This window comes from Streptomyces sp. XY431, from assembly GCF_001279805.1.
GTDB classification, from domain to species: Bacteria; Actinomycetota; Actinomycetes; order Streptomycetales; family Streptomycetaceae; genus Kitasatospora; species Kitasatospora purpeofusca.
The window spans coordinates 154,756-171,011 of sequence record NZ_LGDO01000483.1 but is presented as its reverse complement, the minus strand read 5'-3'; the positions used below and the strand labels follow the sequence as shown (position 1 = coordinate 171,011).

Below are 16,256 nucleotides of genomic sequence, written 5' to 3'. Positions count from 1 at the left end.
GGGCCGCCCGTGGAGCCCAGGCCGCCCAGGCCGCCGAGGTGGACGAGGTGGACGAGGGGGCGACGGCGCGGCGATGCCGGGTTCGTCACCGCCGAGACCGCCGTCGCGCTGCCGGTGCTGGTGCTGCTGGCCGCGCTGCTGGTCTGGGCCGTCCTCGCGGCAGCCGCCCAACTCCGCTGTGTCGACGCGGCACGAGTGGGAGCCAGGGCGGCCGCGCGTGGGGAGGCCGACGCCGCCGGGGTGGCGCGGGCGGCCGCGCCACCCGGGGCGGCGGTCCTGGTCGACCTGGCGCCCGACACCGTCCGGGTCACCGTGGACGCGCCGTACGGGGCGCCGGGGCGGTTCGCGGAGGTGCTCGCGGTGCGGGTGAGTGCCACGGCGGTCGCGGCCAGGGAGGACACCCTGCAAGGAGCGGAGGGAGGTGGTGGTCCGTGGCCGGGGTGAGGGCTCGTGGGCGGCGGTCGGACACCGGCTCGGCGACGGTCTGGCTGCTGGCGGGTGTCCTGCTCGGCTGTGTGGCGTTCACCGCCGCGCTCTCATTGGGCGTGGTGGTCGGGGCCCGCCACCGCGCGGAGTCCGCCGCGGACCTGGCCGCGCTGGCGGCGGCCGACCGGCTGCTGGTGGACGCGGACGGAGGCTGCGCCCGGGCGAGGGCCGTGGCGGCGGCGCAGGCGGCCGCCGTGGTCTCCTGCGCGACCGACCTCCCGGCGGACGCCGTGGAGGTGGTGGCGGAGGTGCCGGTCACGGGGCTGCCGGTGCGGCTGCCGGTCGGTCCGGCGCGGGCCCGGGCCCGCGCCGGACCGCTTCGGGCCGCGGTCCCGCCGACGGACGAGGATGCGCGGGTTGCCCTGGGCGAGGCCGGTCCGGCTGGAGGCGGCCCGTGAGCCCCCGGGCGGGTGCCCGCCCGTCGGACCGGTCGCGGTGGGTCGATCGGCCGGTCAGTCGGCCGGTCGGTCTTCCGGCCGGTCGGTGGATCCGCCGGCCTCCTCGGCCTCCTCGGCTGCCTCGGCCGTCCCAGCGGTTTCCGGGTCCACCTTCTCGACCTCCGCATCCCCCGCCGCCGTCCCCGCCGCACTGGGAGCGCCGGCGAGCAGGATGTCCAGCAGCCGGACGGCGGCCGCCTTGTCGAGCGGGTCGTTCCCGTTGCCGCACTTGGGCGACTGGACGCAGGACGGGCAGCCGCGCTCGCACTCGCAGGCGGCGATCGCCTCCCGGGTGGCGGTCAGCCACTGCACGGCCCGCCGGAAGCCGCGTTCGGCGAAGCCGGCCCCACCGGGGTGGCCGTCGTAGACGAAGACGGTGGGCAGCCCGGTGTCGGGGTGCAGCGGCACCGAGACACCGCCGATGTCCCAGCGGTCGCAGGTGGCGAAGAGCGGGAGCAGGCCGATCGAGGCGTGCTCGGCGGCATGGGCGGCGCCGGGCAGTTGGTCGGGCGGGATATCCGCGTCGATCAGCTGGTCCTCGGTGACGGACCACCAGACGGCCCGGGTGCGCAGGGTGCGGGGTGGCAGGTCGAGCTTGCTCTCGCCCATGATCTCCCCGGTGGAGATCCGCTTGCGGAGGTAGCCGACCACCTGGTTGACCACCTCCACCGAACCGAAGCAGAGCCGGCCCTCGCCCCAGTCGACGGTGGTGTCGGTGGAGAGGACGGAGATGGAGGTGATGTCCCTGGCGGAGGTCGTGTAGGGCGGGTCGGCGGGCTCGACCAGGGCGACCGAGTTCTCCAGGTCGAAGTCCCGGACGAGGTAGGTACGGCCCCGGTGGAGGTGGACGGCCCCGGTGTGCACGGTGGTGTGGGCGGCGGAGGCGTCCACGGTGCCGAGCAGTCGGCCGGTCGGCGCCTCGACGATCTGCACCGGGCTGCCGCCGCTGCCTCGCAGGTCGACGGCGTCGGCGGCCCGCTCGCGGCGGGTCCAGTACCAGGCCTCGCCGCGCCGGCGGAGCAGCCCGCGGCGCTCCAGGACCGGGAGCAGCGGAGCGGCCGAGGGGCCGAACAGCTCCAGGTCGCTGTCGGTGAGCGGCAGCTCGGCGGCGGCGGCGCACAGGTGCGGGGCGAGTACGTGCGGGTTGTCCGGGTCGAGCACGGTGGCCTCGACCGGGGTGGCGAACAGCGCCTCCGGGTGGTGCACCAGATAGGTGTCCAGCGGGTCGTCCCGGGCGATCAGGACGGCGAGCGCGCCCTGGGCCTCCCGTCCGGCCCGGCCGGCCTGCTGCCAGAGCGAGGCCCGGGTGCCCGGGTATCCGGCCATCAGGACGGCGTCCAGACCGGAGATGTCGACCCCGAGTTCGAGGGCGGAGGTGGAGGCGAGGCCGAGCAGCCGGCCGGAGTGCAGGTCGCGTTCCAGGGTCCGGCGCTCGTCGGCGAGGTAGCCGCCGCGGTAGGCGGCGACCCGGTCGGCGAGCGGGCGGCCCAGCTGGTCCTGGGCCTGGAGTGCGACGAGTTCGGCGGCCCGCCGGGAGCGGACGAAGACAACGGTGCGGGTCTCCCGCTCGACCAGGTCGGTGAGCAGGTGGGCGGCCTCGGCGGTGGCGGTCCGGCGGACCGGCGCACCCTGCTCGCCGACGTTCTCGGTGAGGGGCGGTTCCCACAGCCCGAAGACCATCGGGCCGCGCGGGGAGGCGTCGTCGGTGACCGCGGCGGCGGGCAGGCCGGTCAGCCGGCGGGCGGTGACGGCCGGGTCGGCGGTGGTGGCGGAGGCGAGCAGGAAGACGGGAGAGGAGCCGTAGCGGGCACAGATCCGCCGCAGCCGGCGCAGCACCTGGGCCACGTGCGAGCCGAACACGCCGCGGTAGCTGTGGCACTCGTCGATCACGACGTAGCGAAGCGTCTTGAGGAAGGAGGACCAGCGGGCGTGCGCGGGCAGGATGCCCCGGTGCAGCATGTCCGGATTGGTGAGGACGTAGGAGGCGTACTGGCGGACCCACTCGCGTTCCTCGGGCGGGGTGTCGCCGTCGTAGAGGGCGGCCCGGACGCGGGGCGGGGCGAGTTCCGCGGCCCGGCGGCGCTGGTCGGCGGCGAGTGCCTTGGTGGGGGCGAGGTAGAGCGCGGTCGCGCCCCGGCCGTTGCGTGCCTCGGTGCCGTCCAGCAGGTCGGACAGCACCGGCGCCAGGTAGCCGAGCGACTTGCCCGAGGCGGTTCCTGTGGCGATCACCACAGATTGACCGGATTTGGCCAGATTCATTGCCTCCGCCTGGTGGGCCCAGGGCTGCCGGACTCCCATGTCCTGGGCGGCCGAGGCGATCTCGGGCCGGATCCAGTCGGGCCACGGCGCATAACGGGCGGGCCGGGCGGGAAGGTGCTCCGTATGGGTGAGCCGGTCCGCCCGCCCCCGGGCGGTGGACAGGGTCATGAGCAGTGCCTCGGGCAGGCTGTGACGCGGCGGCATGAGGACCCAGTGTGTCACCGGCGTGACGGAGAATCGTCCTAAGCCATCGTGCGGTCATGGTCGCAGGTGGTTGAATGTGGCCCTGACGGCCGTACGGCCGGGGGTCGCAGCGCCGAGGCTTGCCACGCATTCGCTGGGTGTGCCCGGGGTTCGCGACCATGCGGTGACGGCCGTCCGGCCGAGGATCGCAATGACGTAGCAAGGCAAGGTGCTGGAGGTTCCGTGGACCTGTCCCTGTCGACCCGTACAGTCGGCGACCGCACGGTCGTCGAGGTTGGCGGCGAGATCGATGTGTACACCGCCCCCAAGCTGCGCGAGCAGCTGGTCGAGCTCGTCAACGACGGCAGCTACCACCTCGTCGTCGACATGGAGGGCGTGGACTTCCTGGACTCCACCGGCCTCGGTGTGCTGGTGGGCGGGCTGAAGCGGGTGCGTGCCCACGAGGGCTCGCTGCGCCTGGTGTGCAACCAGGAGCGCATTCTGAAGATCTTCCGGATCACCGGTCTGACCAAGGTGTTCCCGATCCACACCTCGGTCGAGGACGCGGTCCAGGCGACCGACTGATCAGTCGACCCGATCGACCGGACCGGGCCGGTCCTCCGTGACCGGCCCGTCCGATCCTCATGCGTCCGGGCGCCGGGGCCGCGTGGCCCCGGTCCGTCCGGTCGTCCCCGGGTCGGCTGTTGCCGGCCCGCAGCGACCGGGGCCGTATGTCCGGCCTCGGTCGGAACACCCCGAGGGGGAAGAGATGGCAACCGTCGAACTTCGATTCAGCGCGCTTCCCGAGCACGTGCGGACGGCCCGGCTGGTGGCCGCGGCAGTGGCCAGACGGGCGGGGGTCGACGAGTCGGTGCTCGACGAGGTGCGCCTCGCCGTCGGCGAGGCGTGCTCGCGCGCGGTCGGCCTGCACCGTCGCGGTGGCGTGACCGGCGCGGTGCGCGTCGCGCTGGTCGACCAGGAGAAGCGTTTCCTCATCGAGGTCGAGGACGAAGCGGGCCTCGACACCGTCCCGACCACCGCGGCGGACGGCGGCGACCCGGACGAGGACACCCTGGGCCTCGCTGTGCTCACCGGCCTGGTCGAGGACCTGGAGGTCACCAGCGGCGCCGGCGGCGGTCTGATCCGGATGAGCTGGCCGGTCTCGGCGGACGCGCTCGCCGTCTGAGCGCGACGGGCGGGTGCCCGGCGGACGGGTGAGCGGACCGGAGCGGAAGAGCGGGTCCGAACGGGAATCGGGGGTCGAGCGGCGGCCGTGTAGGTTCGCAGTTCGACGACCGAAACCGAAAGGGCTCTCCCGGTGAACAAGCGACTGCTGGCCGTACCCGCGCTCGGGGCGCTGCTCGCGTTCGGCGCCGTCGGCTGCGGCGACGACAACAGCAAGCAGCTGGAGTCCTGGGCGGCGAACGTGTGCGGCGCGGCCAAGGACCCGATCGCCCAGGCGCAGACCGCTCTGGCGGACACCGGCCAGGTGAAGACCGGCGAGGCCCCGGCCGACCTCCAGAAGCGCCTCTCGGCGGACATCGGCCGACTGGCGAAGACCAACCAGGACATCGCCGCCGCCATCGACGGCGCCGGTGCGCCCAAGGTCGACGACGGCGCGAGCCTGCAGAAGGACACCGTCACCGAGCTCACCAAGGCGGCCGACGGCTACCTGGAGGTCCAGAAGAAGCTGGACGCGCTCCCCAACGCCGACCAGGCGAAGTTCGCCGACGGGCTGCGAAGCGTGGCCGACCAAGTGCAGCAGCTGGCCTCGCTCTCCACCCAGGCGCAGGGCAAGCTCCAGCGCGGTGACCTGGGTTCGGCGATGGCCAAGCAGGAGGGGTGCAAGCCGGGTTCGGCCGCGGCCGCTCCGACGTCTCCGGCGACCGGCGGAGCGTCGGACGGGGCCACGGGCGCACCTGCGGACGGGACGGCGGGCGGTGCGAGCCCGGCGGCGACCGATGCCCCCGGTACCCAGGCGCCGTCGACTCCGGCGCCCACCGTCTCGGCGAGCTGATCCCGCTTCGACCCACCGGCTTCCGCACGACCGTCCGGTCCCGACGGGCCCGCCCGACCCACCCCCCTCGGCCATCGGCCGAGGGGGCGGTTGTGCTGGGGACGGCGGTGTTGGGGGAGTAGGTGTTGGGGACGGGACAGCCGGGCGGGCGGGGGACAATGGCGGGGGGATCAGTAGCCCCGTTCTCGACCCGACCCGCCTCGCCAAACTGCGCGAGGCGCTGCTCGCCGCCTCGTACACCGCCGACGGCTGCCTGGACCTGCTCGGGCCCACCGGGTACGCGGCGCTGGCCCGCAGTGAGGCGGTGCCCGCGCTGCGGGCGACCCGCGGCGGCAGCCCGCTGGAGACGCTGGTGCGGCTCTTCCTGCTGCAGCAGCCCGTGCCCTACCGGGCGGCCGCCGCCGCGCTGCCGGTGGAGGACTGCCTGGCCGACGGCTGGCTGCGCCCGGACGGTGACTCGGTGCGCGCCACCGTGGATGTCCGGCCCTATGCGAACGAGGTGTCCGGGCTGCCGAGTTCGGACGCCTGGGTGGTCTCCGACCTGGGCTGTGCGGTCGGCGGAGCGGGTGGGATCGGCTCCGGGGAGACCGCGCACGGCGTGGCCCGCAAGGACCTCGTGCTCGGGGTGGGCGGCGCGTCCACCACCCTGGCCAACATCACGGTGCGCCGACCGGTCCGCTCGGTGCTGGACCTCGGTTCCGGCTCGGGCGTGCAGGCGCTGCACGCCGCCCGGCACGCCCAGCGGGTGACCGCCACCGACCTCAACGAGCGGGCACTGCGCTTCACCGAGCTGACCCTGGCGCTGTCCGGTTTCGACAATACGGAGACCGTCGCCGGCAGCCTCTTCGAGCCGGTGGGGGAGCGGCGGTTCGACCTGATCGTCTCCAATCCGCCGTTCGTGATCTCGCCGGGTGGGCGGTTCACCTACCGGGACGGCGGGATGGCCGGCGACGACCTGTGCCGCAGCCTGGTCCGCTCGGCCGCCGACCACCTGGAGCCGGGCGGGCACTGCCAGCTGCTGGCCAACTGGCAGCACGTCAAGGGCGAGGACTGGCAGGACCGGCTGGCCGGCTGGGTGGCCGGGACCGGGCTGGACGCCTGGATCGTCCAGCGCGAGGTGCAGGACGTGGCCCAGTACGCGGAGCTGTGGCTGCGCGACGGCGGTGACCACCGCGGCGCCGGCGGCGATTACCAGGCCCGGTACGGGGAGTGGCTGGACGCCTTCGAGGCCGGCCGGGTCGAAGGCATCGGATTTGGCTGGATCACCCTGCGTGCGGGCGGTGCCGAGCGTCCGACCGTCCGGGTGGAGGAGTGGCCGCACCCGGTCGAGCAGCCGCTCGGCCCGCACATCGAGGAGTGGTTCGACCGGCAGGACTTCCTGCGTACCCACGACGACGCGGGCCTGCTGGCGGCGCGGTACGTGCTGGCCGACGAGGTGGTCCAGGAGCAGGTGGGTGCCCCGGGGGCGGAGGACCCGGAGCACGTGGTCCTGCGCCACAACCGCGGGATGCGGCGTGCCACCAAGGTGGACACGGTGGGCGCGGGCTTCGTCGGGGTGTGCGACGGGACGCTGTCGGCGGGCGAGATCGTCGACGCGATCGCGCAACTGCTGGGCGAGGACCGGGTGGTGCTGCGCGACCGGGTGCCGGAGTCGCTGCGGCTGCTCACCGAGCAGGGGTTCATCCAGCCCGCGTCCTGACCGCGGGCACCCAGGACGGGACGGGACGGACGCGAAGGACGGGGACGGACGGGGACGGACGGGACGCGCCCGGGCCCGGGCGTCGGCATGCCCCGACGCCCGGTCCTCGGCGTTCGCCGACGGCACCCGGTTCACCCCACTGTTTCCCCTGGTTCGCCGGGCGGTCGCCGAACATCTCCCCCTCGTTCGTCCAGGACTGTGAGGCTCTGTCCACAGGCTGTGGACAGGACTGGGGGCGGCCGGGGTGGAAACGACGACGGCGACGGCGGGTGGCGTGATACTCGCCCTCTTCGGCGGCGCACTCCTGCTCTGGTGCGCCGCCGAAGCGCGCTTGCGCCACCGGATCCGGCGCCGGGGACTGCCGGCCGTCGCCACCGTGGTCCCCGAGTCCGACGTCCACGGGGCGCTCGACAGCGCGCCCCTGCTCTCCTTCGCCACCCGCCCGGTCCCGGCCGGCCGGACCGGGGGCGCGCCGGGCGTCGAGGCCGGCGAGCTGGTGCTGACCCGGCCCCGGGGCCACACCCCGCTGCGCCGCCCGGCCCACCTGGTACCGGGCGGTTCGGTACGTATCGCCTACGATCCGCACCGCCCCGGCCACGCGGTGCTGGCGGCGGAGGAGGCCGGTCCCCGGCCGCTGGTCGCCGACCTGCTGTGGACGGCGCTCGGCCTCGGCTGCCTGGCCGCCGGAGCGGTCCTGCTCCTCGCCGCGGCCTAGCCGCCGGGCCCCGCGCCGCGACCGAGGCCCGGTCCCGGTCGCCGCCGCCTACCATCCACGGCGCCCGGGCGCACCCGTATTCCGTTGACAGATTTTGAAATCCGTCATTCCATCCTTCGAAACCCGCCGAAGCCCCCCTCCGCAGGGCGCGATCCGTCGTCGTCGGGTTACCGTTCGAGTGGCGTCGGTCGGCCTTGCCGGTGAAATCGCGGGAACCGTCCGTTTGACAAGGGTGGCCGGGGTACGGTCACACTCCGCTGGTGGGGTCGTCGTACAGCGGCAGCCCCGGGTCGGTGGAGGGGTCGGGCGGAGCGCAGCCCGTGCTGCCAGCGCCGACCAGCTCACATAACGACCGGGAGAGAAGAGCGAAGGTGTCCCCGAGCAGCGAGACCGCGCACGGACAGCGACTCGTCATTGTCGAGTCGCCGGCCAAGGCGAAGACGATCAAGGGCTACCTTGGCCCCGGCTACATCGTCGAGGCGAGCGTCGGGCACATTCGCGACCTCCCGAGCACGGCCGCCGAGGTCCCGGACAAGTACACCGGCGAGGTGCGCCGCCTCGGGGTGGACGTCGACCACGACTTCGCCCCGATCTACGTGGTGAACGCGGACAAGAAGTCCCAGGTCAGCAAGCTGAAGTCGCTCCTGGCGGAGTCCGACGAGCTCTTCCTCGCCACCGATGAGGACCGCGAGGGCGAGGCCATCGCGTGGCACCTCCAGCAGGTGCTCAAGCCCAAGGTGCCGGTGCACCGGATGGTGTTCCACGAGATCACCAAGGCCGCCATCCAGGAGGCCGTGGCCAACCCGCGCGAGCTGAACCAGCGTCTGGTCGACGCCCAGGAGACCCGCCGCATCCTCGACCGCCTGTACGGCTTCGAGGTCTCGCCGGTGCTCTGGAAGAAGGTCATGCCGAAGCTGTCGGCGGGCCGCGTGCAGTCCGTGGCGACCCGGCTGGTCGTCGAGCGCGAGCGGGAGCGGATCGCGTTCCGCTCGGCCTCGTACTGGGACCTGGTCGGCACCTTCGGCACCGGCCGCACCGCGGCCGACGCCGCCAACCCGGAGAACTTCGGCGCCCGGCTGTCCTCCGTCGACGGCAAGCGGATCGCCAGCGGCCGCGACTTCGGCCAGGACGGCCGGCTCAAGGCGGGCAGCGCCAACACCCTGCACCTGGACGAGCAGGCCGCCCGCGCGCTGGCCGCCGCCCTGGAGCAGACCGCGTTCTCGGTGCGCGGCGTCGAGTCCAAGCCGTACCGCCGCTCGCCGTACGCGCCGTTCCGCACCACCACGCTCCAGCAGGAGGCCAGCCGCAAGCTGGGCTTCGGTGCCAAGCGGACCATGCAGGTGGCCCAGAAGCTGTACGAGAACGGCTTCATCACCTACATGCGTACCGACTCCACCACGCTGTCGGAGACCGCGATCAACGCCGCCCGGACGCAGGTCACCCAGCTGTACGGCGCCGACTACCTGCCGGACGCGCCCCGCACCTACGCCTCCAAGGTGAAGAACGCCCAGGAGGCGCACGAGGCCGTCCGCCCGTCCGGCGACCGCTTCCGCACCCCGGCCGAGACCGGCCTGGCCGGCGACGACTTCAGGCTGTACGAGCTGATCTGGATGCGCACCGTCGCCTCCCAGATGAAGGACGCGGTCGGCCAGTCGGTCACCGTGAAGGTGGGCGGCCGGGCCGCCGACGGCCGGGACGCCGAGTTCTCCGCCTCCGGCAAGATCATCACCTTCCACGGCTTCCTCAAGGCCTACGTCGAGGGCGCCGACGACCCGAACGCCGAGCTGGACGACCGCGAGCGCCGGCTGCCGCAGGTCACCGAGGGCGACCCGCTGGCCGCCGAGCAGCTCACCGCCGAGGGCCACGCGACCAAGCCCCCGGCCCGCTACACCGAGGCCTCGCTGGTCAAGGAGCTGGAGGACCGGGAGATCGGCCGTCCCTCCACCTACGCCTCGATCATCGACACCATCATCGGCCGTCGGTACGTCTTCAAGAAGGGGACGGCGCTGGTGCCGTCGTTCCTCTCCTTCGCCGTGGTCAACCTGCTGGAGAAGCACTTCGGTCGGCTGGTCGACTACGACTTCACCGCGAGGATGGAGGACGACCTCGACCGGATCGCCGCCGGTGAGGCGAAGTCCGTGCCGTGGCTGAAGCGCTTCTACTTCGGCGAGGGCGCCGGCGAGGGCCTGATCGCGGGCGGCGCCGCCGAGGCCGGCAACGGCGACGGCGACCACCTCGGCGGTCTGAAGGAACTGGTCACCGACCTCGGCGCGATCGACGCCCGGGAGATCAGCTCGTTCCGGATCAGCGACGACATCACCCTGCGGGTCGGCCGCTACGGCCCCTACGTGGAGCGTGCCTCCGAGGTCGAGGGCGAGCCCGGCCAGCGCGCCGACATCCCGGACGAGCTGCCGCCGGACGAGCTGACCGTCGAGCTCGCCGAGGAGCTGCTGGCCAGGCCCAGCGGCGACTTCGAGCTCGGCCCGGACCCGGTTTCCGGCAACATGCTGGTCGCCAAGGACGGCCGCTACGGCCCGTACGTCACCGAGATCCTGCCCGAGGGCACCCCCAAGACGGGCAAGAACGCGGTCAAGCCGCGGACCGCCTCGCTGTTCAAGACGATGTCGCCGGACACCGTCACCCTGGACGAGGCGCTGAAGCTGCTCTCGCTGCCGCGCGTGGTCGGCGTCGACCAGGAGGGCGTGGAGATCACCGCGCAGAACGGCCGCTACGGCCCGTACCTCAAGCGCGGCACCGACTCCCGTTCGCTCACCGACGAGGAGCAGCTGTTCACGGTCACGCTGGAGGAGGCGCTGGCGATCTACGCCCAGCCCAAGCAGCGCGGCCGGGCCGCCGCCGCGCCGCCGCTCAAGGAGCTGGGCACCGACCCGGTCAGTGAGCGTCCGGTGGTGGTCAAGGACGGCCGGTTCGGCCCGTACGTGACCGACGGCGAGACCAATGCGACGCTCCGCAAGGACGACGAGGTCGAGACCATCACGCCCGAGCGCGGCTACGAGCTGCTCGCCGAGAAGCGGGCGCGCGGGCCGGTGAAGAAGACGGCGAAGAAGGCTCCGGCGAAGAAGGCCGCGGCCAAGAAGACCGCGACGAAGACCGCGGCCAAGAAGACCACGACGGCGGCCAAGACGGCGGCGAAGAAGACCACCACCGTGAAGAAGGCCGCCACCAAGACGGCGGCGGCCAAGACGGCGGCCACCAAGACCGCGGCGAGCAGCACCGCCGCGAGCAAGTCCACCGCCATCGACGAGGGCTGATCCCCGGTCGGTGGCACCCGGGCCCGCGTCCGCTCCGGCGGCGCGGGCCCGTCCCGTTCGCGGGCGGGGCGTGACAGGGGCGTACGCGGTCTGTCACAACCCGGTGGCGGCGCCCGTCCGGAGCCGTGCTCCCCTCTTTTGCGCCATGCCCCGACCGCTACGCTGACCGTATGACGAGCGAGGAGCAGCCCACCCCCAGCGCCGCGGCGGCCGGACCGGGCGGTACGCCGGACCTGCCCGAGGTCGCGCCTGCCGGGACCGCCGGCGAGCGGATCCGGGCGCTGCTGCGGCTGCGCCCCTACCGGCGCCTGTGGACCACCCAGCTGATCGGCGGCACCGCGGACCGGCTCGGCCTGCTGGTGCTGCTGATGCTCACCGTGGTCGCCGCCGTGCTCGGCCGGCAGTTCGGCGACCTGCCGCGCAGCCTCGCCTTCGCGGTCGCCGCCGTCCTCGCCACCCGGTTGGCCGCCACCGGGCTGGTCGGCGCCGCGCTGCTCGGTCCGGTGCACGGGCTGCTCACCGGGAAGCTCGACCGGCGCTGGACGCTGTTCGGCCCCGATGTGCTGCGGGTCGTGCTGATCGGCGTCGCCCCGTGGTGGATCGTCTGGCTGGGCTCCGGCCCCGAGCCCTCCGGCGCCGCGACCTGGGCGCTGCTCGCCACCGTGTTCCTGACCGGCGCCGCCGAGCGGGTCTGGGCGATCGCCAAGGCCGCGGCCGTCCCGGCCCTGCTGCCGCCCGTCGACCCTTACGCCCCGGCCGGCGAGCGGCGGCCGTCCGCCGCCAACCTGGCCACCGTCCGGACCCTGGACCACCGCACCGGGTGGGCCGCGCTGCCGCTCGGTGCCGGCGCGCTCGTCGTGCTCACCCTGCTGAACAACGTCTTCGCGGCGATCGGCTCGGACTGGCTGCGCGCCCACCAGACCACCTTCGCCGCCTTGGGCGCGGCCGCCCTGTTCGCCGTCTCGGCCGCCCGGGTGTACGTCCAGGAGCTGCCCGGCGGTCCCGTCCGGGTGCCGCCGTCCTCGCCGCTGCGGGGGCTGCGCGCCCCGACCGATGCCACCCCCGGCCCCGCCCTGGCCAAGGGCCGCACCGGCGCCGCCCCGTACTTCACCTTCGCGGTCTCCGCCGGGTACGCGACGATGGCCGGCGTTGCCGCGCTGGCCCTGCTGACCGCCGTCGAGCACCGCGCCGGGCCGATCGGCTACGGCCTGCTGGTGCTGGCCGCGACCGGCGTCCCCGCGCTGGGCATCCGGATCACCCGGGCCGTGCTGCCCACGCTCTCCCGCCGCCGGCTGCTCGCCCTGGCGCTGCTCACCGAGGGCATCGCGCTGGTCCTGGCCGGTCTGGTGCTGGACTTCGTGCTCCTGCTGCTGCTCACCGTGCTGGCCGCGCTGGCCGCCGGCGTGGTGATCTCCACCGGCCGCAGCCTGCTCGCCCTGGAGGTCGAGGAGGCCCGGCTGCCCAAGGTCACCGAGCACCTCTACGCGGTGCTGCGGGTCGTGGTCGGCACCGCGCTGGTCGGCCTGCCGCTGATCGCCGCCGCCTACGGGGACGTCCAGTACGGCGCCGTCGAGCCCGGCTCGTTCACCTTCATCCACGGCGGCGCGGCGCTGGCCGTCGGCACCGCCGGACTGCTCACCCTCGTCCTGGCGGCCGTCGTGCTGCTGCGCACCGACGACCGGCGCGGCACCGTGCCGTTCGGCCGGGACCTGGTCGACTCCGTGCGCGGTGCCACCGGTCCGGCCCCGCACCGGGCGGGCACCGGCTTCTTCATCGCCCTGGAGGGCGGCGACGGCGCCGGCAAGTCCACCCAGGCCCAAGCGCTCGCCGAGTGGATCCGGGGCAAGGGCCACGAGGTCGTGCTCACCCGTGAGCCCGGCGGCAGCCCGATCGGGCAGCGGCTGCGCAGCCTCGTCCTGGACGTCGGCAACACCGGCCTCTCGCACCGCGCCGAGGCGCTGATCTACGCGGCCGACCGGGCCGAGCACGTCGAGAACGTGATCCGCCCGGCGCTGGCCCGCGGCGCGGTGGTCATCACCGACCGGTACATGGACTCCTCGATCGCCTACCAGGGCGCGGGCCGCGACCTGGCCGCCACCGAGGTGGCCCGGATCTCCCGCTGGGCGACCGGCGGGCTGATGCCCGACCTGACCGTCGTCCTGGACGTCGACCCGACCCGGGCCCGGGAGCGGTTCACCGAGGCGCTGGACCGGCTGGAGTCCGAGCCGACCGAGTTCCACCAGCGGGTGCGCTCCGGCTTCCTGGCGCTCGCCGCCGCCGACCCGGCGCGCTACCTGGTCGTCGACGGCAGCCAGGCCCCCGGCCTGGTCACCACCTCCATCCGCCACCGGCTCGACCGCGAGCTGCCGCTCTCCGAGCAGGAGAAGGCCGCCCGCGCCGAGCAGGAGCGCAAGGCCGCCGAGGAGGCCCGGCGCCGGGCCGAGGAGGAGGCCCGCAAGCGCGCCGAGGAGGAGGCCGCCGAGCGCAAGCGCCAGGAGGTGCTGGCGCAGCTCAGGGCCGAGCAGGCGGAGAAGGAGCGGCTGGCGAAGGAGGAGGCCGAGCGGGTCGCCGCCGAGGCCGCGCGCAAGGCCGCCGAGGAAGCCCGCCTCCGGGCGGAGGAGGAAGCCCGCAAGCGGGCCGAGGAAGAGGCGAAGCGGCGGGCCGAGGAAGAGGCGCGCCGGGCCGTCGAGGAGGCCGAGCGCAAGCGGCTCGCCGAGGAGGCGGCCGCCCGGGCGGAGCTCCAGCGTCAGCGCGAGCTGGCCCGGGAGGAGCAGCGGCGTCGGGCGGAGGAGGCGCTGCAGCGGGCCGAGGAGGCCCGGCTGGCGCAGGCGGCCGCGCTGGCCGCTGCCGCTGCGGCGGCCGCCGAGGCGGCGGAGCGTGCGGAGCGCACGGGCCGGGGCGGGGACGTTCCGGGTGCCGCCGGGGCGGGCCCGGACGACGCGGTGACCACCGAGCTGCGGGTCGTGAAGGACTCCGGGCCGTCGGACCGGCGGGACGGCAGCGACTCGACCAGGGAGCTTCCGGTGCTGGGCGGGGGCGCCGTCGGGCGGCCCGGCGAGGCGGCGGATGTCGCGGACGTCGCGGAGACCGCGGTGCTGCCGGTCGTTCCGGCGGACGAGACGACGGTGCTGCCGCGGATCCCGGCGGACGAGACGACCGTGCTGCCGCGGATCCCGGCGGACGAGGCCGACCGGACTGCGGTGCTGCCGAGGATCGAGCCGGGGCGTCCCGGGGGACAGCTGCCGTCGGGGCAGGTTCCGTCAGGACCGGTTCCGTCAGGACCGGTTCCGTCAGGACCGGTTCCGTCAGGACCGGTGCCGTCGGGACAGGTTCCGCCGGGCGAGGTTCCGCCGGGCCTTTGGCGGGACGCCCGACCGGGCAGCGGACCCCGTCCGGCGTCGGCGGACCGTCCGGTGGACAGCACCCGCGAGCTGCCGGTGGTCGACCCGCAGCAGCCGCCCGCCGCCGAAGCGAGGCCCCGGCCGGACTGGGCGGAGGAGACCCCGCTCGACGACCTGCCGAGTCTCACCGACACCCTGCTCGGCACCCGCGAGGAGTGGTCCAGCTGGGGCCAGGGCGGTCAGTCCGCTCCGACGGGCCAGGCAGGCCAGGCCGGTCCGGGCACCGGTGACGGGCGGCGTGACGGTGGCCAGGACGACGGCAAGGGCAAGGGCCGGCGCTGGGGCCGTCGGAGCTGACCGGCCGGAACAGAGCGGGAACAGCCGGAACGCGGTAGGCCCGGCCCGGTGCCGGTAGTCCCGGTGCCGGTAGTCCCGGTGCCGGTGCCGGTGGGGCGGGTCCGGAGGCACCGGGCGACGTCGTACCGGGCACGTATGCTCGACGGCGGGAAGCGGGAGACGAAGGCCGGGCGGGTCCGTCCGGCGGCCTCCGGCTCCCGCCGTCGCCGCTGTGGGCGGGGCGGCAGGTCCGTACCGAGCGTGGGAGCAGCAGTGGCCGTCTGGGACGACCTGGTGGGCCAGGAGCGGGTGGTCGAGCAGCTGACCGGTGCCGCCCGGGCGGCCGGGGCGATCGTCGGCGCCGGGCGGGGCACTGAGCCGGTGTCCGGCGCGAACGCCTCGCTGATGACGCACGCGTGGCTGTTCACCGGACCTCCCGGGGCCGGCCAGACCACCGCCGCGCGGGCCTTCGCCGCCGCGCTCCAGTGCACCAGCCCCGACCTCGCGCTCGGCGGTACCCCCGGCTGCGGCTTCTGCGACGGCTGCCACACCGTTCTCGCGGGCAGCCACGCCGACGTGAAGTACGTCCGCACCGACGGCCTGTCCATCGGCGTCGGCGACATGCGCGACCTCGTGCTGCGCGCCTCCAGCTACCCCACCGGCGGCCGCTGGTCGGTGATCCTGGTCGACGCCGCCCACCGGCTCACCGAGGCCGCCGCCAACGCGCTGCTCAAGGGCGTGGAGGAGCCCTCCCCGCGCACCGTCTGGCTGCTCTGCGCCCCCTCCGTGCAGGACGTGCTGCCGACCATCCGCTCCCGCTGCCGGCTGCTGGTGCTGCGCACCCCGGCCGCCGAGGCGGTCGCCGACATGCTGGTGCGGCGCGACGGCGTCGATCCGCACACCGCCCGGCTGGCCGCGCTGGCCGGTCAGGGCGACATCGAGCGTTCGCGCCGGCTGGCCGTCGACGACCAGGCCCGGTCGCGGCGCACCGAGGTGCTGCGGATCCCGCTGGAGGTCGGCGACATCGGCGGCTGCCTGGCCGCCGCCCAGCGCCTGGTCGACACCGCCAAGGCCGATGCCGAGGCGCTCGCCGACACCCAGGACAGCAAGGAGACCGACGACCTCAAGGCCGTGTACGGCGCGGCCGAGGGCGGAAAGGCGCCGCGCGGCATGGCCGGCGCGGTCAAGGAACTCGAGAAGCGGCAGAAGAGCCGGGCCACCCGTACCCGCCGCGAGACCCTCGGCGTCGCCCTGCTGGACCTGCTCGGCTTCTACCGGGACGTGCTGGCGATCCAGCTCGGCTCGACCGGCACGCTCGCCAACGAGGACCAGCGGCAGGCGCTCGACCGGGTCGCCCAGGCCGGTCCGCCGGAGTCCACCCTGCGCCGGATCGAGGCGATCCTCGCCTGCCGGGTGGCGCTGGACCGCAACGTCGATCCGCTGCTGGCCGTCGAGGCGATGACGGTGGCCCTGCGCGCGGGCTGACCGCCGCCGGGCCGGGGTCGGTAGGG

The 16,256-nt window shown here is 74.6% G+C and carries 11 protein-coding genes; 10 read left to right on the top strand and 1 reads right to left on the bottom strand.

The genetic code is table 11. The annotated features are described in order from the left end of the window. Positions 1–9 precede the first annotated feature (9 nt). Both ADK60_RS45245 and ADK60_RS32215 read left to right on the top strand, forming a co-directional pair. Entirely contained in the window at positions 10–444 is a 435-nt protein-coding gene (locus tag ADK60_RS45245) for a TadE family type IV pilus minor pilin (protein WP_053650526.1), read from the top strand. After that, positions 432–884 (top strand): Rv3654c family TadE-like protein, encoded by a 453-nt coding sequence (locus ADK60_RS32215; RefSeq protein ID WP_053650525.1) that lies wholly within the window; start codon positions 432–434, stop codon positions 882–884. The genes ADK60_RS45245 and ADK60_RS32215 overlap by 13 nt, the downstream gene beginning before the upstream one ends. 54 nt (positions 885–938) lie before the next feature. Here ADK60_RS32215 and ADK60_RS32210 read toward each other — a convergent pair whose 3' ends face one another. Continuing rightward, positions 939–3,386, bottom strand: coding sequence for a DEAD/DEAH box helicase (locus ADK60_RS32210; protein WP_079008858.1), 2,448 nt, complete (start codon positions 3,384–3,386; stop codon positions 939–941). A gap of 222 nt (positions 3,387–3,608) precedes the next feature. On the opposite strand from ADK60_RS32210, the gene bldG reads away from it, so the two are divergent. The 8 genes from bldG to ADK60_RS32170 all read left to right on the top strand — a co-directional run bounded on the left by bldG (position 3,609) and on the right by ADK60_RS32170 (position 16,230). Next, positions 3,609–3,950 carry an anti-sigma factor antagonist BldG gene (gene bldG, locus ADK60_RS32205; RefSeq protein ID WP_030392670.1) on the top strand — a complete coding sequence of 114 codons (342 nt, stop codon included), beginning with the start codon at positions 3,609–3,611 and terminating at the stop codon, positions 3,948–3,950. 184 nt (positions 3,951–4,134) lie between these two features. Beyond that, the gene (locus tag ADK60_RS32200) at positions 4,135–4,551 is read left to right on the top strand and encodes an ATP-binding protein (RefSeq protein ID WP_045939807.1); all 417 of its coding nucleotides are present in this window, start codon (positions 4,135–4,137) and stop codon (positions 4,549–4,551) included. Between the two features lie 132 nt (positions 4,552–4,683). Further along, complete coding sequence (locus ADK60_RS32195; RefSeq protein ID WP_053650524.1) at positions 4,684–5,382, top strand: hypothetical protein; 699 nt, start codon at positions 4,684–4,686, stop codon at positions 5,380–5,382. Between the two features lie 169 nt (positions 5,383–5,551). Continuing rightward, on the top strand, positions 5,552–7,081 hold the full coding sequence (locus tag ADK60_RS32190; RefSeq protein WP_053650554.1) for a DUF7059 domain-containing protein: 1,530 nt from the start codon (positions 5,552–5,554) through the stop codon (positions 7,079–7,081). Positions 7,082–7,355: 274 nt separating this feature from the next. Beyond that, positions 7,356–7,796, top strand: a complete 441-nt coding sequence (locus ADK60_RS32185; RefSeq protein WP_053650523.1) for a DUF3592 domain-containing protein — start codon at positions 7,356–7,358, stop codon at positions 7,794–7,796. 371 nt (positions 7,797–8,167) lie between these two features. After that, positions 8,168–11,068 carry a type I DNA topoisomerase gene (topA, locus tag ADK60_RS32180; RefSeq protein ID WP_053650522.1) on the top strand — a complete coding sequence of 967 codons (2,901 nt, stop codon included), beginning with the start codon at positions 8,168–8,170 and terminating at the stop codon, positions 11,066–11,068. Between the two features lie 170 nt (positions 11,069–11,238). Beyond that, entirely contained in the window at positions 11,239–14,766 is a 3,528-nt protein-coding gene (gene tmk, locus ADK60_RS32175; protein ID WP_063783327.1) for a dTMP kinase, read from the top strand. Between the two features lie 252 nt (positions 14,767–15,018). After that, complete coding sequence (locus ADK60_RS32170; RefSeq protein ID WP_045939813.1) at positions 15,019–16,230, top strand: DNA polymerase III subunit delta'; 1,212 nt, start codon at positions 15,019–15,021, stop codon at positions 16,228–16,230. Positions 16,231–16,256 lie beyond the last annotated feature (26 nt).

What these genes read in the sequence shown, in the direction of transcription:
- ADK60_RS32210 (WP_079008858.1), bottom strand. Translation starts at nt 3,386, where the DNA reads ATGCCGCCGCGTCACAGCCTGCCCGAGGCACTGCTCATGACCCTGTCC.
- ADK60_RS32200 (WP_045939807.1), top strand. Translation starts at nt 4,135, where the DNA reads ATGGCAACCGTCGAACTTCGATTCAGCGCGCTTCCCGAGCACGTGCGG.
- tmk (WP_063783327.1), top strand. Translation starts at nt 11,239, where the DNA reads ATGACGAGCGAGGAGCAGCCCACCCCCAGCGCCGCGGCGGCCGGACCG.